This is a genomic window from Insulibacter thermoxylanivorax (assembly GCF_015472005.1).
Taxonomy (GTDB): Bacteria; Bacillota; Bacilli; order Paenibacillales; family DA-C8; genus Insulibacter; species Insulibacter thermoxylanivorax.
In genome coordinates this window covers 113,359-130,683 of record NZ_BMAQ01000004.1, presented here as the reverse complement: position 1 = coordinate 130,683, position 17,325 = coordinate 113,359, and the positions used below count along the sequence as shown (strand labels likewise).

Genomic DNA, 17,325 nt, shown 5'->3' with positions numbered 1-17,325 from the left:
GTCTCCTGTTTGGTTGAATCGCCGGCATCCACAGCTGCACTGGTACTTACAATGGAGCGGGTGATGCTCGGATGATGCGATGCTCGATGGTCATCAACAACAAAAACCCTCCAATGTTATGGAGTGCGGTCATGCATACCGGCATTCCAAACAGAGGAGAGAACAGCAACGGGGGAATTTTAACACATCGTATTATACTCGTAAGTGATATAAGTACTTGTTGAGTGAAGGATGTTGAGTGAAGGACTGGCTTAAATATCGGATGGCTGTTGGACCGTGTGCGCTGACGATTGTAACGGAACTGTGATCCCTTATTCGCCGATTATCGGCGATTATTTTTTGTAACGGAACGCGGGTACGTTATTTCTTTGGGATTCGTTCGAAAGCCTTTGTTTTAGAGCAGATAGCGAACCAGCGTTCCGTTAGAATTTGAGATTGGGCATTTTCAGGGGGAATAGCGAATCACAGTTCCGTTAGCATCTGCAGGTAAGATTGTTGTCTGAATGGATGGATAGAACAATTAATGCGAATGCTAATTTATTCAAGTATATTCTAATTATCGACATTAATGATAGAATGAAGAGAAATAAGGATCACGGATGTGAATTAAAGTGGATGAACAGTTATTAAAGCCGATCCCGGAAATAACCTATCTCAATACTGAAAACACGTGGCGATATCGGGCCATTTTGCGATTTTTCTATCGGCAGCATGAACGATTACGGCATTATCTGTTCCCTGAGGAAGTTTACAGCTATTTGAAACAATTTGGAGCATTTCAGTCTTATACAGAAGATATGCTGGAGCAAGATCTGCAACGATTGGTTGCTTGGGGTAACTTAATACCTCGCCAAGAGACGGGCAGAGTTTCCTCGATCGAGGAATTCAAACGTAAGAAGTTCCGTTATCAATGCAGCCCTTATACGGTCGAAATCGAGCGAATGGTCCATCAGTTGGAGCAGCTGGGAGAGTCCTTCGGCGGGTCACTGGAGCGGACGTTGTTCGACCGTCTGTTGCAGCTGCTTGGCGAACTGACGACCAGAGACACAAGTCCATTCCGCGCTGAGAATGAACAGCTCTACCGTGTAGAGACGATGCCACTCGAAGAAGTGAACTTGCTATGGGAGGACCTGTTCGATCAATTTCGCAAGTTAACGGAGAATGCGGCGGACTATCTTGCTTACTTAAAGAGTGAGAAGATCGAAGATCTCATGCAGACGGAAGATTTCCTGTTGTACAAAGAAGCTTTGATGGCCTATCTGCGCAATTTTATGGCGGCTTTGCAGAAGTCTTCACTCAGGATTGAATCGATCCTTCTGCATGTGGACGACCAGTGGCTCGAGCGGACTGTGGAGCGCGTAGCGGATTATCAGATGAGTATTCCGCGCTTAGACGAGAAGATCGACAAGGAAGAGATCATAACCCGGCTCAAGGCGCAGTGGAACAGTCTTCGTTATTGGTTTCTCGGCGTAAACGGCAATGACAGTGAATTGCTGTATATGCAGAATGAGACGAACGAGACGATTCGGAAGATGACGCGTTTTGCTCAAAGGCTTGGAGAGCGGTATCAAAATATGCGCAGCCGCCGCAAAGATTATCTTCACCTCGCCGGGTGGTTCTTAAACTTAAGCATGGAGGAGGCGCATAAGCTGTCTGCTTGCGTCTTTGGCGTCTTCCATACAAGGCATCTATATACTGATCCTGGGCGTACAGAGGATATTGACGCTGACTTATGGCATGAGCCGCCTGCTGTACTCACGATCAAGCCTCGTACTAGACACTATCGCGAGCGCACTAAGCCAAGCGCGATCGAGGACCGGTCAGCTGCCAAGCAACAGATGCTGCAGCAGCATCTATTGATGAGAGAAGCGGAGAGAAAGCTGATCGAACAGATCACTCGCAATGATCGGATCCGCCTTAGTGAATTGCCAGCAGTCGATCCCTACGTGCGCAAAACTTTGTTGCAGTGGATGACCAGAGCGAGCGGCCAAGAGGACGGTACGGCGAAAACGGAGAGTGGCCGCAAATTCAAACTGATCTTGCTGGATGATGAGATGATCGAACTGGCATCGTCCGACGGTATCATGCGTATGCCGAATTATTTGATCATGTTCTTAGAATAAGGGGGTGCGGCTGTTGTCTTCACAGAACTTATATGATGAGCAAGCGAAGGAAGCAGCGGAATGGCTGTTGGAGAATTTCTGGGTACTTCGCGAAGATGACCCGGATCGATATCGCATGATTCGAGAGCGAGAACAGGCATTGACGCTGTATTTTAGGGAGAAGCTGGGTTACCGGCTCATCGTCCATCGGTATTTTGCCAAATTAGAGAAGATCCCTGCGGTGCCGGAGACTTGGATGGGCATTCAGGAATTTACAGATCCGCGCGATTATGCGTTGTTTTGCTGTCTGCTGGCATTCATCGAGATGAAGTCGGTGGATGAACAATTCCTGCTGTCGGATCTTTGTGAAGAGCTGAAAAGTCTGTATCCAGATGAGCTGGACTGGACCCATTATGAGCATCGCAAATCGCTGGTCCGGGTGATGCGGTTTGCCGCGTCATTGAAGCTGGTCTTGACAGTGGACGGAGATATTGAACAGTTTCGTTACGCGGAGACAAGCGAGGTCTTGTATGAAGTACCGATATATTCCCGATATTTTATGCGCACGTATCCCAAAGATCTGTTCCAATACAGCACGTTAGAAGAACTGCTGGAAGCGGAACATACAGATGACAGCGATGAGCAGACCGGGATGCGGCGCAGGCACCGCGTATATAGACAGTTGTTCCTAACGCCGGCTATGCTGAGAAAATCCGACGACGATGTCGACTTTCTGTACTTGCGAACATACCGCAACCGAATTCGCGAAGATATTGAGAAACATACGAATTATCAATTCGAGCTGTATCGAAATACGGCCATGCTTACCCGCATGGAACGGGGACTTCGGCAGGATATGTATCCCGATCAGCGGGCGATTAGTGATATATCACTGCAATTCGCTGAGCAGCTGCGGGCTGATGTGCTGAGCGGAAGGGTAACGACGGGGGGGGCGGGACCAGATCACCCTCAGTATGTATGAGATTGAGCAACGCGTACAGGCGTGCAAAGCGTTATATGGAGCAGGGTGGAGCAAGCAATATCGTACCGACACTTCTGCACAGGAAATAGCGAGAGAGCTGATCGCCCTCTGGAAGGAATGGAAGATGGCCGATGTGGATGAGGAGACGGGGATGGTCATCCTGTACCCGCATCTAGTACGTACGATAGGCCGTTATCCGCGGGAATTTTTTGTAAGAGAGGATGAAAGGGGGAACGATGAGTATGAAGCATAATCGCTGGCAGCTACACCGTGCGGGGTTGTTGAACTTTTGGTATTACGATGAAGAGGAGTTCGAATTTGCGGACGGTAAACTTCTCCTGCGCGGTGCGAATGGTTCAGGAAAATCGGTGACGATGCAGAGTCTGATTACCGTACTGCTCGATGGGCGGAAGTCGCCGGACCGGCTCGATCCGTTTGGTTCCAAAGCAAGGCGCATGGAAGATTATCTGTTGGGTGAGAAAGAAGTCGTCGATCGCGATGAACGGACAGGCTATTTGTATCTGGAATACAAAAGGAAAAACAGCGAGCAATATATTACCACGGGCATCGGACTTAGGGCTAAACGGCATGGGAACCTCGACTTCTGGGGTTTCGTGATCACGGATAATCGGCGAATCGGCCATCATATTAAGCTTTATACGACAGAGATCAATCCCGAGACGGGGCAAGCCGAGAAGATCCCGCTGTCTCGCAAACAATTGGAAAATCGTCTGGAGCAGGGCGGACAGGTTGTGACTACGCAGCGTGAATATATGGCGCTGGTCAACAAGCATGTTTTTGGGTTCGAGACACTTGAAGCATATGATGAACTTATGAAACTGTTGATCCAGCTTCGCAGTCCTAAGCTATCGAGGGAATTCAAGCCGACGGTCATCTATGAGATCCTAAATGATGCCCTTCCCGCACTGACGGATGACGAGCTTCGTCCATTGTCCGATACGATCGAACATATGGATCAGACGAAACAACAGCTGGATCAATTGATCCGCGATGAGAAAGCCGTCACCAGATTGTGCAAGCAATATGATCAATACAATGAATTTGTGCTGAGTGAAAAAGCAGGAGCTTATATCGCCGCTTATACCCGTGTGGAACAGTTGAAGGCTACAAGCGATAAGATACTTGAGTACATGACGGAGCTTAGCCAACGCAGTGAGGCTTTGACGTTGGAGATCAGTCAGTTGAAACAGGAGCAGAAGGTCTTAGAACAAGAGTATGTACAGTTGGAAAGCCAAGATGTGTTTAAACGGGAGCGGGAACTGCTGCAGTTGAAGGAGCAGTACGCTCGATATAGACAGGAGTTGCAGCAGAAAGAACAATTACTGGCCCAGAAGAAAAAACGGGAAAGAGAGATGGTCCAGCAGCTGCAAAATCTGGAGCGGGAAATATCCGAATGTGAGAAAAGCATGGATGAGCGGGCAGAGTTGCTCGACTTCGATGCGGCGGAGGCGATGTTCGATGCACATGCAATTGCCAGAGCGGAATGGCTGCGCAGCCGAGAAGAAGGCTATTCGTTTCTAGTATGGAAACAGGATGCGAATCAATATATGGATCGTCTCGAGGGAACGCTGCGTAAACTTCGTGAACAGACGCGGGCGCTGGAGCGTTATAAGGAGTATGACAATGAACTTGCCGAAGTTCGCAGACAGCTGGATATGTATGCTGCAGAGATGGAGAAGTGGCGCACGCTCTTCGAGGAAGAGCGCGAGGGTTTGTTGACTGCGCTGCATGATTGGCATAGTACTAACCGCTGTCTGAAATTAAGCGATGAACAGCTGCATGAAACCGCGCGTCGAATCAATCGTTTGATCGAGGATTACACCGCTGATCAATTGCTCGAGCCGGCGAGACAAGCTTATCAGTGGATCCAGAGAGATATAGCCGAAAGAATTGCGAACTTGATGCAAAAGATTGAGAATCTGGAGATAGAGCTCTTAAGGAAACAATCGGAGTTGAACGATTGGAAGGAGAAAAAAGATCCCGAACCGGAGCGTCATCCTGATACTGAGGAGACGAGAAGACGGTTGACGGAGCGGGGGATTCCGTATGTGCCGTTCTTTGCTGCCGTTGAGTTCGCAGATCATGTAGACGATGCAGACAAGGAGCGATTAGAGGCAGCTCTGTCTGCTATGGGGATTTTGGATGCACTTATCATCCCTGAGAAGATGCAGATGCAGATTCATCCAGAAAATGATCGGATCCTGCGTCCGCAGCCGAAGCTGTTCGGCCATACGCTGGCTGACTGGCTGGAACCGGCAACTGACGAACAGTGTGCAGTATCCGGCGAAGACATCACGAATATCCTGATGAGCATTACGCTCACCGAGGATGCGGAAGGAGCGGTCTCAATAGATGAGACTGGGCGTTATCAGATCGGTCTGATCCGCGGACATGCGCCGTTTCAGAGAGAAGCAAGATTCATCGGCCGGGTCGCCCGTCGCAGATACCGCCAGCAGCAGATTGAGCGGCTGCAGGAAGAGTGTGCAGCTCTACTTCAGGAGCAGCAACAAGTGCGAACGGCACTGCATGAAGAACAGGCACGTATGCAGATGTTGGAGGAAGAACTTCGAAGATTTCCTTCCATCAAACCGGTCGAGGATGCTTATGACCTCTGGAAGACGGCACAGCGTCAGGTTCTTGTCTACGAACAGGAGGCCGGCCGCAAGCATGAGCAAGTGAGAGAAGCGGCGAGTCGTTTGCAGGCGATCCGAGCTGAGCTGGTGGAGTTGACCCGCCATATCTCATTAGAGATAAAGGAAGAAGTCTACGAAGAAGCTTACCGTTTGATGAAAACTTATATATCAAATCTGAATACGCTTGAACTGTTGAGCAATAACTATAGTAACTTGCACAAGCAGTATGCGCAAATCGAGGAGCATCGCGAAGAGGTGCAGTTCGACGTGGATCAGCTCAAGGGTGAATGCCGTGTACTGGAGGACCAGTTGGCTGCATGCCGATCCTCGATGGATGTGCTGGACAAGCTTCTTCAGGATATGGGCGTAGAAGAGATCCGCAAGCGGATTGAAGAAGTACTTAGACGCTTGAAGGTGCTTCCTGACCAGATTAATGATTGCACGGGTCAGCTTGCATCTGCGCAGAAGGAATTGGAGCATCTGCAAGAACAAGCGGCAGGACTCAGCCGAGAGATGGCATTAGCTGAGCATCTTCTTAAACTGTGGCAGCAAAGTTATCAGGAGGAAGAAAGGCTTAGGTTTCTGCCTGGGCAAGGGGCGGAGGATCATCTTGCACCTTCTAGTCAAACAGCAGATGGTGAGGTTGGGGATGCCTCTGGGTATGGTTCTGGAGATGTCTATGTCGAACAAGAGACATTGTTGGAGAGAGCACGTACTTGGGCAGAGCGGCAGATGAGTGATACGGATCGCGAAAGGCTGACCAATCAATTGACGGCTGCATTCTACGAAGCACAACGGGTGTTGATCGAGTATCGTATGATGATGGACAGTTCGGATATACAGACACAACCAGAAGGTTTGAATGAAGTGCCGGACACCTATCGGATCCTGTATGAGGAGTGGCAGCAAAAATCGCGGCGGGTATACATCTATATGGAATATGAGGGCAAAAAGGTAAGCCCGTACTATATGAAGAACCAACTTGAGCAAGATATCGAACGGCAGAAGTTATACTTGCAAGAGAAGGACAGAGAGCTGTTCGAAGAGATTATCTTTAACAGCGTCGGACGGATGATCCGTGCCCGCATCGGCCGTGCGGAACGCTGGGTGGAACAGATCAACGGATTGATGGCTGAGCGGGATACATCAAGCGGACTAAAGTTTTCGATCAGGTGGAAGCCCAAAACCGCCGAACGCGAAGAGGAGATGGACACGGAAGATTTGGTGAAGCTGCTCCGAACGGATGCACGTCTGCTTAGGGATGAGGATATGCAGAGAATCACGCGGCATTTCCGATCGAAGGTGAATCAGGCGAAGGAGCTGATCGAAGACAACGCCTATGGAGAAACCCTTCATCAGGTGATCCGAGATATGCTGGATTACCGCAAATGGTTTTCATTTACCTTATATTACAGACGTCAAGGTGAATCAAGGAAAGAGTTGACGAACCATGTTTTCTATACATTAAGCGGCGGCGAGAAGGCGATGGCGATGTATATCCCGCTGTTCTGTGCTGCTTACTCACGATATATGGAAGCGCGTGATGATGCCCCTTATATCATCTCACTGGACGAAGCCTTCGCCGGCGTCGATGAGAACAACATCCGTGATATGTTCGACTTGGTGGAGAAGCTTGGGTTTAACTACATTATGAATTCACAGGCGCTGTGGGGTGATTATGATACGGTATCTGCTCTATCGATCTGTGAACTAATACGTCCTAAGAATGCACCATATGTAACGGTTGTTCGATACTATTGGAACGGCATAGAGAGGAAGCCGCTGCAGGATGCACAGCTTGAAGCTGCCGCTGCGATGGAGAGGATGGAACAAGATATGCATATTGACGGAGATGGCAAAGATTGATGCAGGAGAGAGGTGCATATGGGGCAGGAAGAACGACTGCGGGAAGCTGTTTTGTTTTTTGCAGATAGAGGTTATCGGCGGTTGTTACAGGGCTTAGCGGATAAGTATCGCAGCCTGGGCAGGTTGGGCGGCAGCGTGAGGATCAATGGATTAACGGATGTGGAACGGGAGGCCATCGGGCTTCTGCTAAGCAAAGATCTCACGGGAAGAAAATCTGTTACGGTAACCTATGCACAGTTCTCCAAAGCGATTGAGGACAGCAAGTTTCAGGGAATCGATGTACTCGCTATGCTGCAACAGGTCCTGGACAAACCGCTGATCCCGAAACGCGAAGAACGAGCTCGATTCTACAGCGCTTGGGATAACATGATGGACGAACTTCATGCAGGCTGTTTGAAACATGGCAATGAAGCAGGTGCCAGGTGGATCCGCCATCTGGCTGAGCGCGGTGCGGGTACGCGCCATCTGGTGCGGTGGTTCGAATCAGATCCGGAGCGGTTGCGTCAGGCACTGGATGTCGTGCTGCGGGCGATCGCTGAGTTGCCGATGGATGCTTATGAGCGCTTGCCGATCTATGCGGCTCGTGTAACGCGGGATCCGCATACCTTCGATCGGGAGCGCGAAGAAGGGAAACTGCTGATGCAAGCACTCGTGTTTTTGAAGCAGGAGAAGGATGCTGAGTATCAACCGGAGCTACCTCTTCATGCAGAAGAAGCAACCGAACTGCTGTATGAATATCGAATCCTTCGGGATGATATTCTGAATTTTGTCACCTGTAGCGGCATTGTTGCCGTTCGCGGGGAGAACTGTGTGACTTGGTGGGAGCAAGCTGCTCGTGATCGGGCGGTCCTGCATATTCCTCTGAGGGAGTTAGTGTTGGCGGATCGCTTCGTTGTGTATGATGATCTTAACAGATTAGAGGGGGCTGTTTCTCGTAAGGTCTATATCGTAGAAAATTCAGGTGTCTTCTCCGACCTCCTCGATCGGGCTCAAAGAATGGGGCGTTCCGTGCCGCTGATCTGTACAGGAGGACAGCTGCATATCGCGGCATGGCATCTGCTTGATAAGCTGGCTGAGGAGGGATATGAATTCTATTATTCAGGTGATTTTGATCCCGAAGGTCTTCTTATGGCTCAGAGACTCCGGAGGCGTTATCCCAATCATTTAAAGTTGTGGCGATTCAACATTGCAGATTATGAAAGATGTCTGTCGGATGTGAGTCTTACTGACAGCAGGTACAAACAGTTGCAATCCATTGAAGATCCTCAGTTGCTCCCAGTGAAGGAACGCATGCTGCAACAACGTAAAGTTGGTTATCAAGAACAACTGATCGATGATCTTATAAACGATATTCAAGCGTATGGATGAGAGATCAAGATAAACAGTTATATTGTCGCAAACATGGCGCCAGTGGATATAAAAGGATGTACTAGAGGAATGAACTTTTCGTAGGCTTATTGATCTAATTTGTCACGATCATCCTTACATTCTAGATAAAAAGTAAACTGCCTTTGCACTTAGTAAGAATGAGGCAGTTTACTTCCGTACTTATTTTTCTCTATGAGTCAGCCCCGTGAAGGGGCTAGGGTTCGGATGTCTTGTCACGGCCTTAAGCATCAATCAGCTTCGCAAAGGCCTGTTCATATCCTTCCACCATGCGTTCCAGGGTAAAGTGCTGCTCGACGCGCTCACGGCAGGCCTTTCTGTTGATGTCCGGCAAGCGATCGGCGAACGTCGCCGCTTCATCCAGATCGGCGGCTACGAAACCGGTGACCCCGTGCTCGACGACTTCCGGCACAGAGCCGCGTCCGATGCCGATTACCGGGGTTCCGCATGCCATCGCCTCGGCCATCACCAAACCGAAGGGCTCAGGAGCGCGAATGAGATGCAGCAGCGCCAAGGCCTCTCCCATCAATCGGTTGCGTTCCTCCGGCCCGACTTCGCCGACGAAACGGATCTGTTTGTCGTCGATCCACGGGCGAATCTTCTCATCGAAGAACGCTTGGTCCGATATGATTCCCGCGATCACCAGCGGCAGGCCTGTACGACGGGCAAACTCAACGGCCAGGTCGGCCCCCTTATCTGCGCAGATACGGCCGATGAACAGCAAGTGGTGTCCTTCATCTTCAACATAATCGAATTGATCGAGCCGAATGCCGTTATAGACGTTCGCGATATAATTCAGTTCGGGGCAGCCTTCCCGCTCGGCATAACTGATCGAGATATAAGGAAGGTCGGCGTAATGCCGATACGTCATCCGCGAATCAGCTTCCAATAAAGCTGCACCGTGCAAGGTCGTTACAACCGGCGTGCGGATGAGACGCGCGAAGGGCAGCGGCAGGTAATTCATATGATTGTGCAGCACATCTAATTCCAATTCGTCTGCCTTCTTGAGAGCATATCCGATATGCATCAACTCCCACGGCCGGGAGGGCAGGTCTGGATTCTCCCCCAGCGGAGCGGGACAGACGGAGAGGAGATTCGCCTTGGTCAATGAGTCCCCGGTAGCGAACAGATAAACCTCATGTCCCCGCGCCGCCAGACCGTCAGCCAAGTTGGCGCATACTTGCTCCCAAGGTCCGTATTTGCGAGGCGGAGTGCGCCAAGCGATGGGTGCCAAGATGCCGATTCTCATATGATCACCTCGTCTGTATTAGTTGTTAGCATGATTGACGGACAGATCAACGGTCGGATCAGTGGATCAGCGGACAGCTGCGGTCCCCATTATTAACTATATCATTAACTAGATCTCTTGCCAGCGGCGAATCCACGCTGATAGCAGGTCATATATACGCTCAAAGCGCCCTCCCGATCGATGTGCTATCGGATGAGAAAGGCGTAAGTTCAGGTTCCTATCCATGATGGTAATCATGACGGCATAAAGCCGGCATCATAACCATCCTTTTATAAGGTTTGTTCACGTAAAGTTTGAACCGGCTTGACGGTTGATTCCGAAGTTGTTTTCACCGATAAGCTGCGATCCGATCGACTTAGGTAAAGATAGTTCGATACCAGCGACAGGATGATCAAGATGGTGCCGATCACATCGCAGGCCGTCACTTCATACCCTTGGAAGATGGAGATTACCAGCGTGGTGACCGGTACGAAATTAATGAACAACAGTCCGTTAAGCGGCGACAGGATGCTCACGCCCACGTTCCAGCCCAGGAGTGCGATGATCCCCGGGAAGATAATCATAAACAGGAGATGCGGACTTGCAGCGATTAACCCGTCGATCGTGGGGGCCGGCGTATAACCGATCAGCGTCGTGATGATGGTGATGACGATCGCTGTGGCCGTGCCCATCAGGCAGGTCAGTGTAGAATAACGCAAAGCCGACCAATCGCTGAACTTCTCGCTCCCGTTCGTATAGATCACCCAGCCGATCACCGCGATCAAGATCAGGATCGAAGGAATGATCTGTCCCGCTGCTCCGAGGAAGGCTTGGATATCGCCTTTGGTAATAACGGATACCGCTCCTGCGAAGGAGATGAGTACACAGATCATGGTGAAGGCATGTGCTCGTTTCCTGAAGATGAACCATCCGATGACAACGGAGATCATCGGCATCAGGGACTCCATGATGGAGGCGACCATGATCCCCGGCTCACCTAAGAGATCTTCCCCCCAGAAGATGAGGAGATTATACACGGTAAAAGCCATCGTGCCGTAAAACCACAGTGTCAGTCCGCGGCCTTCCAAACGGAACGCCTGTCGGCCTTCTTTCCACCAAAGCAATGGAACCAATAGCAGCGACACAGCGCCATAGCGAATAATCGTCAAGCAGAAGGGATCGATATAACGAAAGGCTGCGTGGGCGACTGGAAACATAGCTCCCCAAGATACTGCAGCGATGAAACAAAGAAATGCTCCGAATAATACGCGATTACCCACGAATGTCCACCTCCATGATAAAGATCACTATTTATCTTCTGATATTTTTGCCATCTTGTAAAATGAATAAAAATAATCATAAACATCAATTTTTCTGATATCATAGAGGTGCCGAATTGATAGGGAGGTGCCTTATGGAGTTTAAAGATTTGGAGATCTTTCAGATGGTGGCAGAGAAGGGGAAGATCTCGGAAGTCGCTAAGGAGCTTAATTATGTGCAGTCCAATATTACGATGCGCATTCAGAAACTTGAACAAGAGCTGAATACACCGCTGTTTCATCGGCACCGCCGGGGGATGATCTTAACTCCAGAGGGGAAGAAGCTGCTCGCATACAGCAAACGATTGCTGCAGCTGGCTGATGAGATGAAGAAGGCGGTACAGAATAGAGAGGAGCCGGCGGGGAAGCTGGATATCGGCGCTGTGGAGACGGTCATCCATCTCCCGGTGATCCTGTCGAATTTTATGATGAAGTATCAAAATGTCGATCTTTCCCTGTATACCGGTGTCACCAAAACTCTGGAACAAGACGTGCTGCAGCATAAGTTAGACGGCGCCTTTGTGACAGAGACGGATTTTCACCCCGACCTGGAATCTCATGAAGTATTCAGCGAAGAGTTGATCCTGATTGCGGATGCAAACACGGAATCTCTTGAGGAAGCGAAGGAGAGGCCTTTCCTGTGTTTTAGCGAGGGCTGCAAATATCGCGCCCGTCTGGAAACGTGGTACCGCGATCAGAACATCGAACCGCAGAAGGTGTTGGAATTCGGCACATTGGAGACGATCTTGCAAAGCGTGCTCATGGGATTAGGGGTGACCTTCGTTCCGAAGTCGGCGGTTGCCCACCTCATGGAAAGCGGCAAGATCAAGGGTTTCACGCTGCCGGAACGTTACAGCAAGATCAAAACGGTGTTTATCCGGAGAGCCGATGCTTATCTGACAACAACGATGGAGAAATTCATCGAGACGATCGAGGTACACAGGACGATCCCGATGGAGAATTTGGCGGCTGCTCTGTAAAGGCCTGACACTCTAAATAGATCAAGTCTTTTGTGAACAGCGAAAGACAATCTCAGAAGGGATGAAGGATCTCCTTGTAATCAAACGATGCAGGTCCTTTATTTTTTGCTCATTCATAAAAAAGATACTCACTCAGGAATACTAAACGCGATTTTCGAACCAAAAATACGGATATGGAGGCCCAGAGATGGGGAGTGCTGCTGAATATAAAGGTACCAACAAGATGATCATCGGGATCGTGTTCGGTGTGATCACATTCTGGCTGTTTGCCCAAGCGATGGTGAATATCGTACCCTGCGGTGCAGGAGGAACTAGGCATTCTGCTGACCATTGGCCGAGTGATCCAAGGTTCGGCGTTCATCTGCTGCCCACGGATCCTGCTGGGGTGGTCGCTTACCGCAGCGGTTATTCTATGGCGGGAAGGGCGTATCTGAAGCTGGGGATCCAAGGCGTTCGATATCGATGAGGATGCGCTGATGACTGCGGCCCAAGCCGTTGGCTGTGTGGTGCTTGGTACTACGGATTCATGTAGCAGGACCCGCGTGTTTGTTGCATTTTACGTTCCTTAGCACTATATTCTAAGTAGTAGAGTCCGCTGTGAAGAAGGATTCGAAAGAGGGATGGTATGAATATTCTGGTAACGTTGAATGCCCATTATCTTAAACCGCTGCTGGTGATGCTGAAGTCCCTGTTTTACAACAACCCCGGCGAATACTTTACGATCTACCTCATGCACTCGTCGATCCCGGAGGACGAGATCCGTCGTTTGCAGGAATACATCCATCGACATGAAGGACAGCTTGAAGTGGTGAACGTGGAGGATTATGTTTTCGCAGACGCACCGGTCCTGCTCCATTACACGAAGGAGATGTATTACCGCTTGCTGGCCTTCAAACTCCTGCCCGAAGAGCTGGATCGGATCCTGTATCTGGATCCCGATATGCTGGTTCTTAATCCTGTAAGGGAATTCTATAACACGGATCTTGAAGGCTATCTCTATGCTGCAGCTTATCATGACAAGATCTCGGTGAAGGAGCTGAACCGGATTCGCCTCATGCCTTACGAGATCCGCAACTACTACAATTCCGGCGTGCTTCTCATGAATCTCGCTCTCCAAAGGGAACGAATCGAGGAACAGGAGATCTATCGGTTCGTGGAGACGAACCGCACCAGGTTGATCATGCCGGATCAGGATATTCTGAATGCCTTGTACTCAAAGTATATCAAGAGCGTGGATGAGAAGTTGTACAATTATGATGCCAGGTATTACAACTACTACCGGATCAAGACGAACGGCAAATGCGATATGGATTATATCCTTCATCATACGGTATTCCTTCATTTCTGCGGGAAGAAGAAACCGTGGAAGAAAGATTACAGCGGAAGGTTCCATGCGCTGTATAAGCATTATGAGAAGATGGCGATGCAAGCTTTAAGGAACGCGGTATAGATCAGCCGTTCCGTCCGCCGTCAGCACCCGCAAGCAGGCATGCACGATAGGCCGGTTTGCGGGCTTTTATATGTTCTCGGATAGGCGCAGTTTGGCTTGCAGCCTGGCTTGGGAGAATCTTCTGGCTTGCTCAAGCTTGTCTTTAAGCATCCTCAACTGATTCATCAGCTGCTCAACTTCATCTTGAGACAAGTTGCAAAGGGCGATCATGTCCTGCACCCCCTCCTTTATATCGCATTCGATTAAATCGTGTGCGATTAAAATGTATCGAGGGTCGTGTGTAATTGCAAATCAGCTCATACTTCGCGCAAAATGTTCCTGCAGGATGGTCAGGTTTGATCTGCCATCCTGCGGATCGCTTTGATCGTTTCTCCTTCGATGAATGCCGGTTGATAATAGTTGTGTATAGGGAGGTCCTTCTTCCCTTGCAGACGTTTGATAATCCAGTCGGCGGCGTCCCGTCCCAACTGCTCCTGCGGATGGGTGAGCGTTGCGAGCTTGATGTTCGCATTCTGGGCGATATAGGAATTGTCCTGGCCGACGATGGACAACTCTTCCGGAATGGCGATCCCGAGTTTCCGGCAGACGTTGACGACTTCCAGTCCCACCTCATCGTTGTAACATACGAGGGCGGTGAATTCATGTCGATGGAGCGACAGGAAATTCTCCAAGCTGCGGGACAGCTCAGACTTCGTTAAGGTGTCGAAGGTCAGTACATGTTCTGGACGGAAGGTCAACTTGGCTTCGCTGAGCGCTTGGACAAACCCTTTCATCCGGAACTTCCCTTGCAGGTCGTCCATCTTGGCTATGATCCCAATCTCCTTATGCCCCCTGGAGATCAGTTCACGGGTGGCTAGATAGCTGGACTTGACATCATCCAGGCAGAAGAACGGCACATCCAGTTCCTCATAATAGGCATTGATCATGACGAAGGGGATCTCCTGTTCCTGGAATGCCAAGTAATAAGCGATGTTGGGATTGAATACATTGCTTCGAGTGGGCTCCACGATGAGTCCTTCCACCCCGTAGGACAGCATCATCTCCAGCGCCTTTTTCTCCTGGGCGACATCATTGTTTGTACTTGCTAGCAGCAAGGAATAGTTGTCTTCATTCAGCCGGCTTTCGATGCCGCGGATGATCGACGGGAAGATGTAGTCGGAGATATAGGTGGTGATCACGCCGATCGTCCGGCTGGAAGACTTACCGTTCGCCCGCGACCGGTAATGGCCGCTCACATAAGTGCCGGATCCTTGTTCGCTTCTGACGAAGCCTTCATTGGCTAATTCAAGGATCGCCTTGCGGACCGTCTGACGGCTGACCTTGTACATCTCCTGCAGCGCGGATTCCGTAGGAATCTGCTCGCCGATCTTATACTGCCCTGAGAGGATCTTGCTCTTAATATCATCTATGATGATCTGATATTTAGGTTTCATCTCGTTCACTTCTTTCATCTGATCCGAAAAAGTTGTACGTACATTTTAGCACGAAATTGAAAAAATGAAAATGTAATGACTGTTATTGTCGAAAACGTTTGATCTTTATCGATATATGTCACATGATTGCGTTGTTCGTTGAACAATAACGTATCAGTCCAGCGGTTAATGTAAGTATAACTATCTTCGTATATTGACAAAGGTACGTACAAAAAAATATACTTAAATTAAGTGAAGAAAGCGTATTCTCAAGTGCATCAAGCTGCCTTCATCATACAGCGTTCTATAAGAAAGGAGTTATGCGGCCATGAATCAAGAGAAGCTGCGGGAAGCGGTGGCGAATGGGGAAACCTCGCTGGGAATCGAATTCGGCTCGACGCGGATCAAGGCGGTGCTGATCGACCGAGCGTTTAACGCGATTGCGACAGGAAGCTATGAATGGGAGAACCAGTTGAAGGACGGGTATTGGACCTATGATCAAGAGGACATCATCGCTGGCATGCAGACGGCTTATCGCGAGATGAAGCGGGAAGTGCAGGATCGCTTCGGCATCACGCTCAGCAAAGTCGGCTCCATCGGATTCTCCGCGATGATGCACGGGTATATGGCCTTCGACGATCAGGGCCGGCTGCTCGTTCCGTTCCGCACATGGCGGAACGCGACGACCGGTGAAGCTGCAAGGAAACTCACGGAAGTGTTCCAGTTCAACATTCCTGAGCGGTGGAGCATCGCGCACCTGTATCAAGCGATCTTAAACGGTGAAGAACATGTGCCGCGGATCGATAACCTGACAACCTTGGCCGGCTATATCCACTGGCTGCTTACTGGGAAGAGAGCAATCGGAATCGGGGATGCCTCGGGGATCTTCCCGATCGATGAAGCGACCCGGGATTACAACCAGAGGATGATCCGGCAATTCGAAGAGTTGATCGCAGACCGCGGCTATCCGTGGAAACTGCAGGATCTCCTCCCGAAAGTATACCTCGCAGGGGAAGAAGCAGGTACGCTGACGGAAGAGGGCGCGAAGATGCTCGATCCGGACGGCGATCTTGTGCCGGGTATCCCGCTCTGTCCTCCGGAGGGCGATGCAGGGACGGGCATGGTGGCGACGAACAGTGTGCGCAAACGCACAGGGAATATCTCTGTCGGCACCTCCGTCTTTGCGATGATCGTGCTGGAGCGGGAGCTCAGCAAGGTGTATCCGGAGATCGATATGGTGACGACGCCCAGCGGCGATCCGGTAGCCATGGTTCACGCCAACAACTGCTCGAGCGACCTGAATGCTTGGATGGATCTGTTCCGCGAATTTGCAGAGGCGATGGGCTATGGGGTGGATGCCGGTAAGCTTTACAGCGTGCTCTTGAACAAGGCGCTGGAAGCCGATGCCGACGGCGGCGGACTGCTCAGCTACGGCTATCTCTCGGGCGAGAACATCACCGGCTTCGATCAGGGCAGACCGCTCTTCGTTCGCTCACCGAAGAGCAAGTTCAACCTCGCTAACTTCATGCGTACGCACCTGTTCACCGCCTTCGGTGCGCTGAAGATCGGCATGGATATCCTGACCAAGCAGGAGCAGGTTGAGATCGACGGCATCCTGGCCCATGGAGGGTTGTTCAAGACCCCTGTTGTTGGCCAGAAACTCCTGGCTGCTGCTTTGAACGTGCCGGTATCTGTGATGTCTACGGCCGGTGAAGGCGGAGCCTGGGGCATGGCGATTCTCGCCTCGTATATGATCAATCGGGATCAAGGCGAGAGCCTGGAAGATTTCCTCGACAAGAAGGTCTTCCTCGGTGTCGAGAGCACGGAGCTGGCGCCGGATGCTGAGGATGTGAAGGGATTCGAAACCTTCATCGAACGCTACAAAGCAGGCCTGGCGATCGAGCGGGCTGCTGTGGATCACCTGCTGGAGAATGGGAGGGCTTAAT

Annotated in this window: 12 protein-coding genes and 1 pseudogene; 9 read left to right on the top strand and 4 right to left on the bottom strand. The window is 50.4% G+C overall.

Translation table 11 applies throughout. The features are described from left to right. The first annotated feature begins 611 nt into the window (after positions 1 to 611). The 5 genes from PRECH8_RS02970 to PRECH8_RS02955 are packed head-to-tail and all read left to right on the top strand — an operon-like array spanning position 612 to position 8,972. Positions 612 to 2,123, top strand: coding sequence for a TIGR02677 family protein (locus PRECH8_RS02970; RefSeq protein ID WP_200965588.1), 1,512 nt, complete (start codon positions 612 to 614; stop codon positions 2,121 to 2,123). 13 nt (positions 2,124 to 2,136) lie between these two features. Continuing rightward, a complete protein-coding gene (locus tag PRECH8_RS02965; RefSeq protein ID WP_308808424.1) occupies positions 2,137 to 3,084 on the top strand; it encodes a TIGR02678 family protein in 948 nt (315 codons plus the stop codon). Next, on the top strand, positions 3,077 to 3,337 hold the full coding sequence (locus tag PRECH8_RS14685) for a DUF2398 family protein (RefSeq protein WP_308808423.1): 261 nt from the start codon (positions 3,077 to 3,079) through the stop codon (positions 3,335 to 3,337). The genes PRECH8_RS02965 and PRECH8_RS14685 overlap by 8 nt, the downstream gene beginning before the upstream one ends. Further along, positions 3,327 to 7,604, top strand: a complete 4,278-nt coding sequence (locus PRECH8_RS02960; RefSeq protein ID WP_200965587.1) for a TIGR02680 family protein — start codon at positions 3,327 to 3,329, stop codon at positions 7,602 to 7,604. The genes PRECH8_RS14685 and PRECH8_RS02960 overlap by 11 nt, the downstream gene beginning before the upstream one ends. An 18-nt stretch (positions 7,605 to 7,622) precedes the next feature. After that, a complete protein-coding gene (locus tag PRECH8_RS02955; RefSeq protein ID WP_200965586.1) occupies positions 7,623 to 8,972 on the top strand; it encodes a TIGR02679 family protein in 1,350 nt (449 codons plus the stop codon). Between the two features lie 241 nt (positions 8,973 to 9,213). Here the strand turns inward: PRECH8_RS02955 and PRECH8_RS02950 are convergent, their stop codons facing one another. Both PRECH8_RS02950 and PRECH8_RS02945 read right to left on the bottom strand, forming a co-directional pair. Then, positions 9,214 to 10,239 (bottom strand): glycosyltransferase family 4 protein, encoded by a 1,026-nt coding sequence (locus PRECH8_RS02950; RefSeq protein ID WP_200965585.1) that lies wholly within the window; start codon positions 10,237 to 10,239, stop codon positions 9,214 to 9,216. A 269-nt stretch (positions 10,240 to 10,508) separates the two neighbouring features. Continuing rightward, the gene (locus PRECH8_RS02945) at positions 10,509 to 11,498 is read right to left on the bottom strand and encodes a DMT family transporter (protein WP_200965584.1); all 990 of its coding nucleotides are present in this window, start codon (positions 11,496 to 11,498) and stop codon (positions 10,509 to 10,511) included. Between the two features lie 134 nt (positions 11,499 to 11,632). On the opposite strand from PRECH8_RS02945, the gene PRECH8_RS02940 reads away from it, so the two are divergent. The 3 genes and pseudogenes from PRECH8_RS02940 (at position 11,633) to PRECH8_RS02930 (ending at position 13,967) form a co-directional block, all read left to right on the top strand. Beyond that, a complete protein-coding gene (locus PRECH8_RS02940; RefSeq protein WP_200965583.1) occupies positions 11,633 to 12,517 on the top strand; it encodes a LysR family transcriptional regulator in 885 nt (294 codons plus the stop codon). A 187-nt stretch (positions 12,518 to 12,704) separates the two neighbouring features. Then, positions 12,705 to 12,837 (top strand): annotated as a pseudogene (locus PRECH8_RS14450) (hypothetical protein); the annotation flags it as partial. A gap of 305 nt (positions 12,838 to 13,142) precedes the next feature. Beyond that, positions 13,143 to 13,967 carry a glycosyltransferase family 8 protein gene (locus PRECH8_RS02930; protein ID WP_200965582.1) on the top strand — a complete coding sequence of 275 codons (825 nt, stop codon included), beginning with the start codon at positions 13,143 to 13,145 and terminating at the stop codon, positions 13,965 to 13,967. A gap of 66 nt (positions 13,968 to 14,033) precedes the next feature. Here the strand turns inward: PRECH8_RS02930 and PRECH8_RS14365 are convergent, their stop codons facing one another. Both PRECH8_RS14365 and PRECH8_RS02925 read right to left on the bottom strand, forming a co-directional pair. Further along, positions 14,034 to 14,186: a hypothetical protein gene (locus PRECH8_RS14365; RefSeq protein WP_207161764.1), complete on the bottom strand. Its 153-nt coding sequence runs from the start codon at positions 14,184 to 14,186 to the stop codon at positions 14,034 to 14,036. Positions 14,187 to 14,296: 110 nt separating this feature from the next. Beyond that, on the bottom strand, positions 14,297 to 15,400 hold the full coding sequence (locus PRECH8_RS02925; RefSeq protein WP_200965615.1) for a GntR family transcriptional regulator: 1,104 nt from the start codon (positions 15,398 to 15,400) through the stop codon (positions 14,297 to 14,299). A 307-nt stretch (positions 15,401 to 15,707) separates the two neighbouring features. Between PRECH8_RS02925 and PRECH8_RS02920 the strand changes: the two genes are divergently transcribed. Beyond that, the gene (locus PRECH8_RS02920; RefSeq protein ID WP_200965581.1) at positions 15,708 to 17,324 is read left to right on the top strand and encodes a xylulokinase; all 1,617 of its coding nucleotides are present in this window, start codon (positions 15,708 to 15,710) and stop codon (positions 17,322 to 17,324) included. Position 17,325: the final 1 nt, after the last annotated feature.

Bases quoted from the DNA above. Each gene is read 5' to 3' on its own strand.
- PRECH8_RS14685 (WP_308808423.1), top strand. From the start codon at position 3,077: ATGTATGAGATTGAGCAACGCGTACAGGCGTGCAAAGCGTTATATGGA.
- PRECH8_RS02960 (WP_200965587.1), top strand. From the start codon at position 3,327: ATGAAGCATAATCGCTGGCAGCTACACCGTGCGGGGTTGTTGAACTTT.
- PRECH8_RS02955 (WP_200965586.1), top strand. From the start codon at position 7,623: ATGGGGCAGGAAGAACGACTGCGGGAAGCTGTTTTGTTTTTTGCAGAT.
- PRECH8_RS02950 (WP_200965585.1), bottom strand. From the start codon at position 10,239: ATGAGAATCGGCATCTTGGCACCCATCGCTTGGCGCACTCCGCCTCGC.
- PRECH8_RS02940 (WP_200965583.1), top strand. From the start codon at position 11,633: ATGGAGTTTAAAGATTTGGAGATCTTTCAGATGGTGGCAGAGAAGGGG.
- PRECH8_RS02930 (WP_200965582.1), top strand. From the start codon at position 13,143: ATGAATATTCTGGTAACGTTGAATGCCCATTATCTTAAACCGCTGCTG.
- PRECH8_RS02925 (WP_200965615.1), bottom strand. From the start codon at position 15,400: ATGAAACCTAAATATCAGATCATCATAGATGATATTAAGAGCAAGATC.
- PRECH8_RS02920 (WP_200965581.1), top strand. From the start codon at position 15,708: ATGAATCAAGAGAAGCTGCGGGAAGCGGTGGCGAATGGGGAAACCTCG.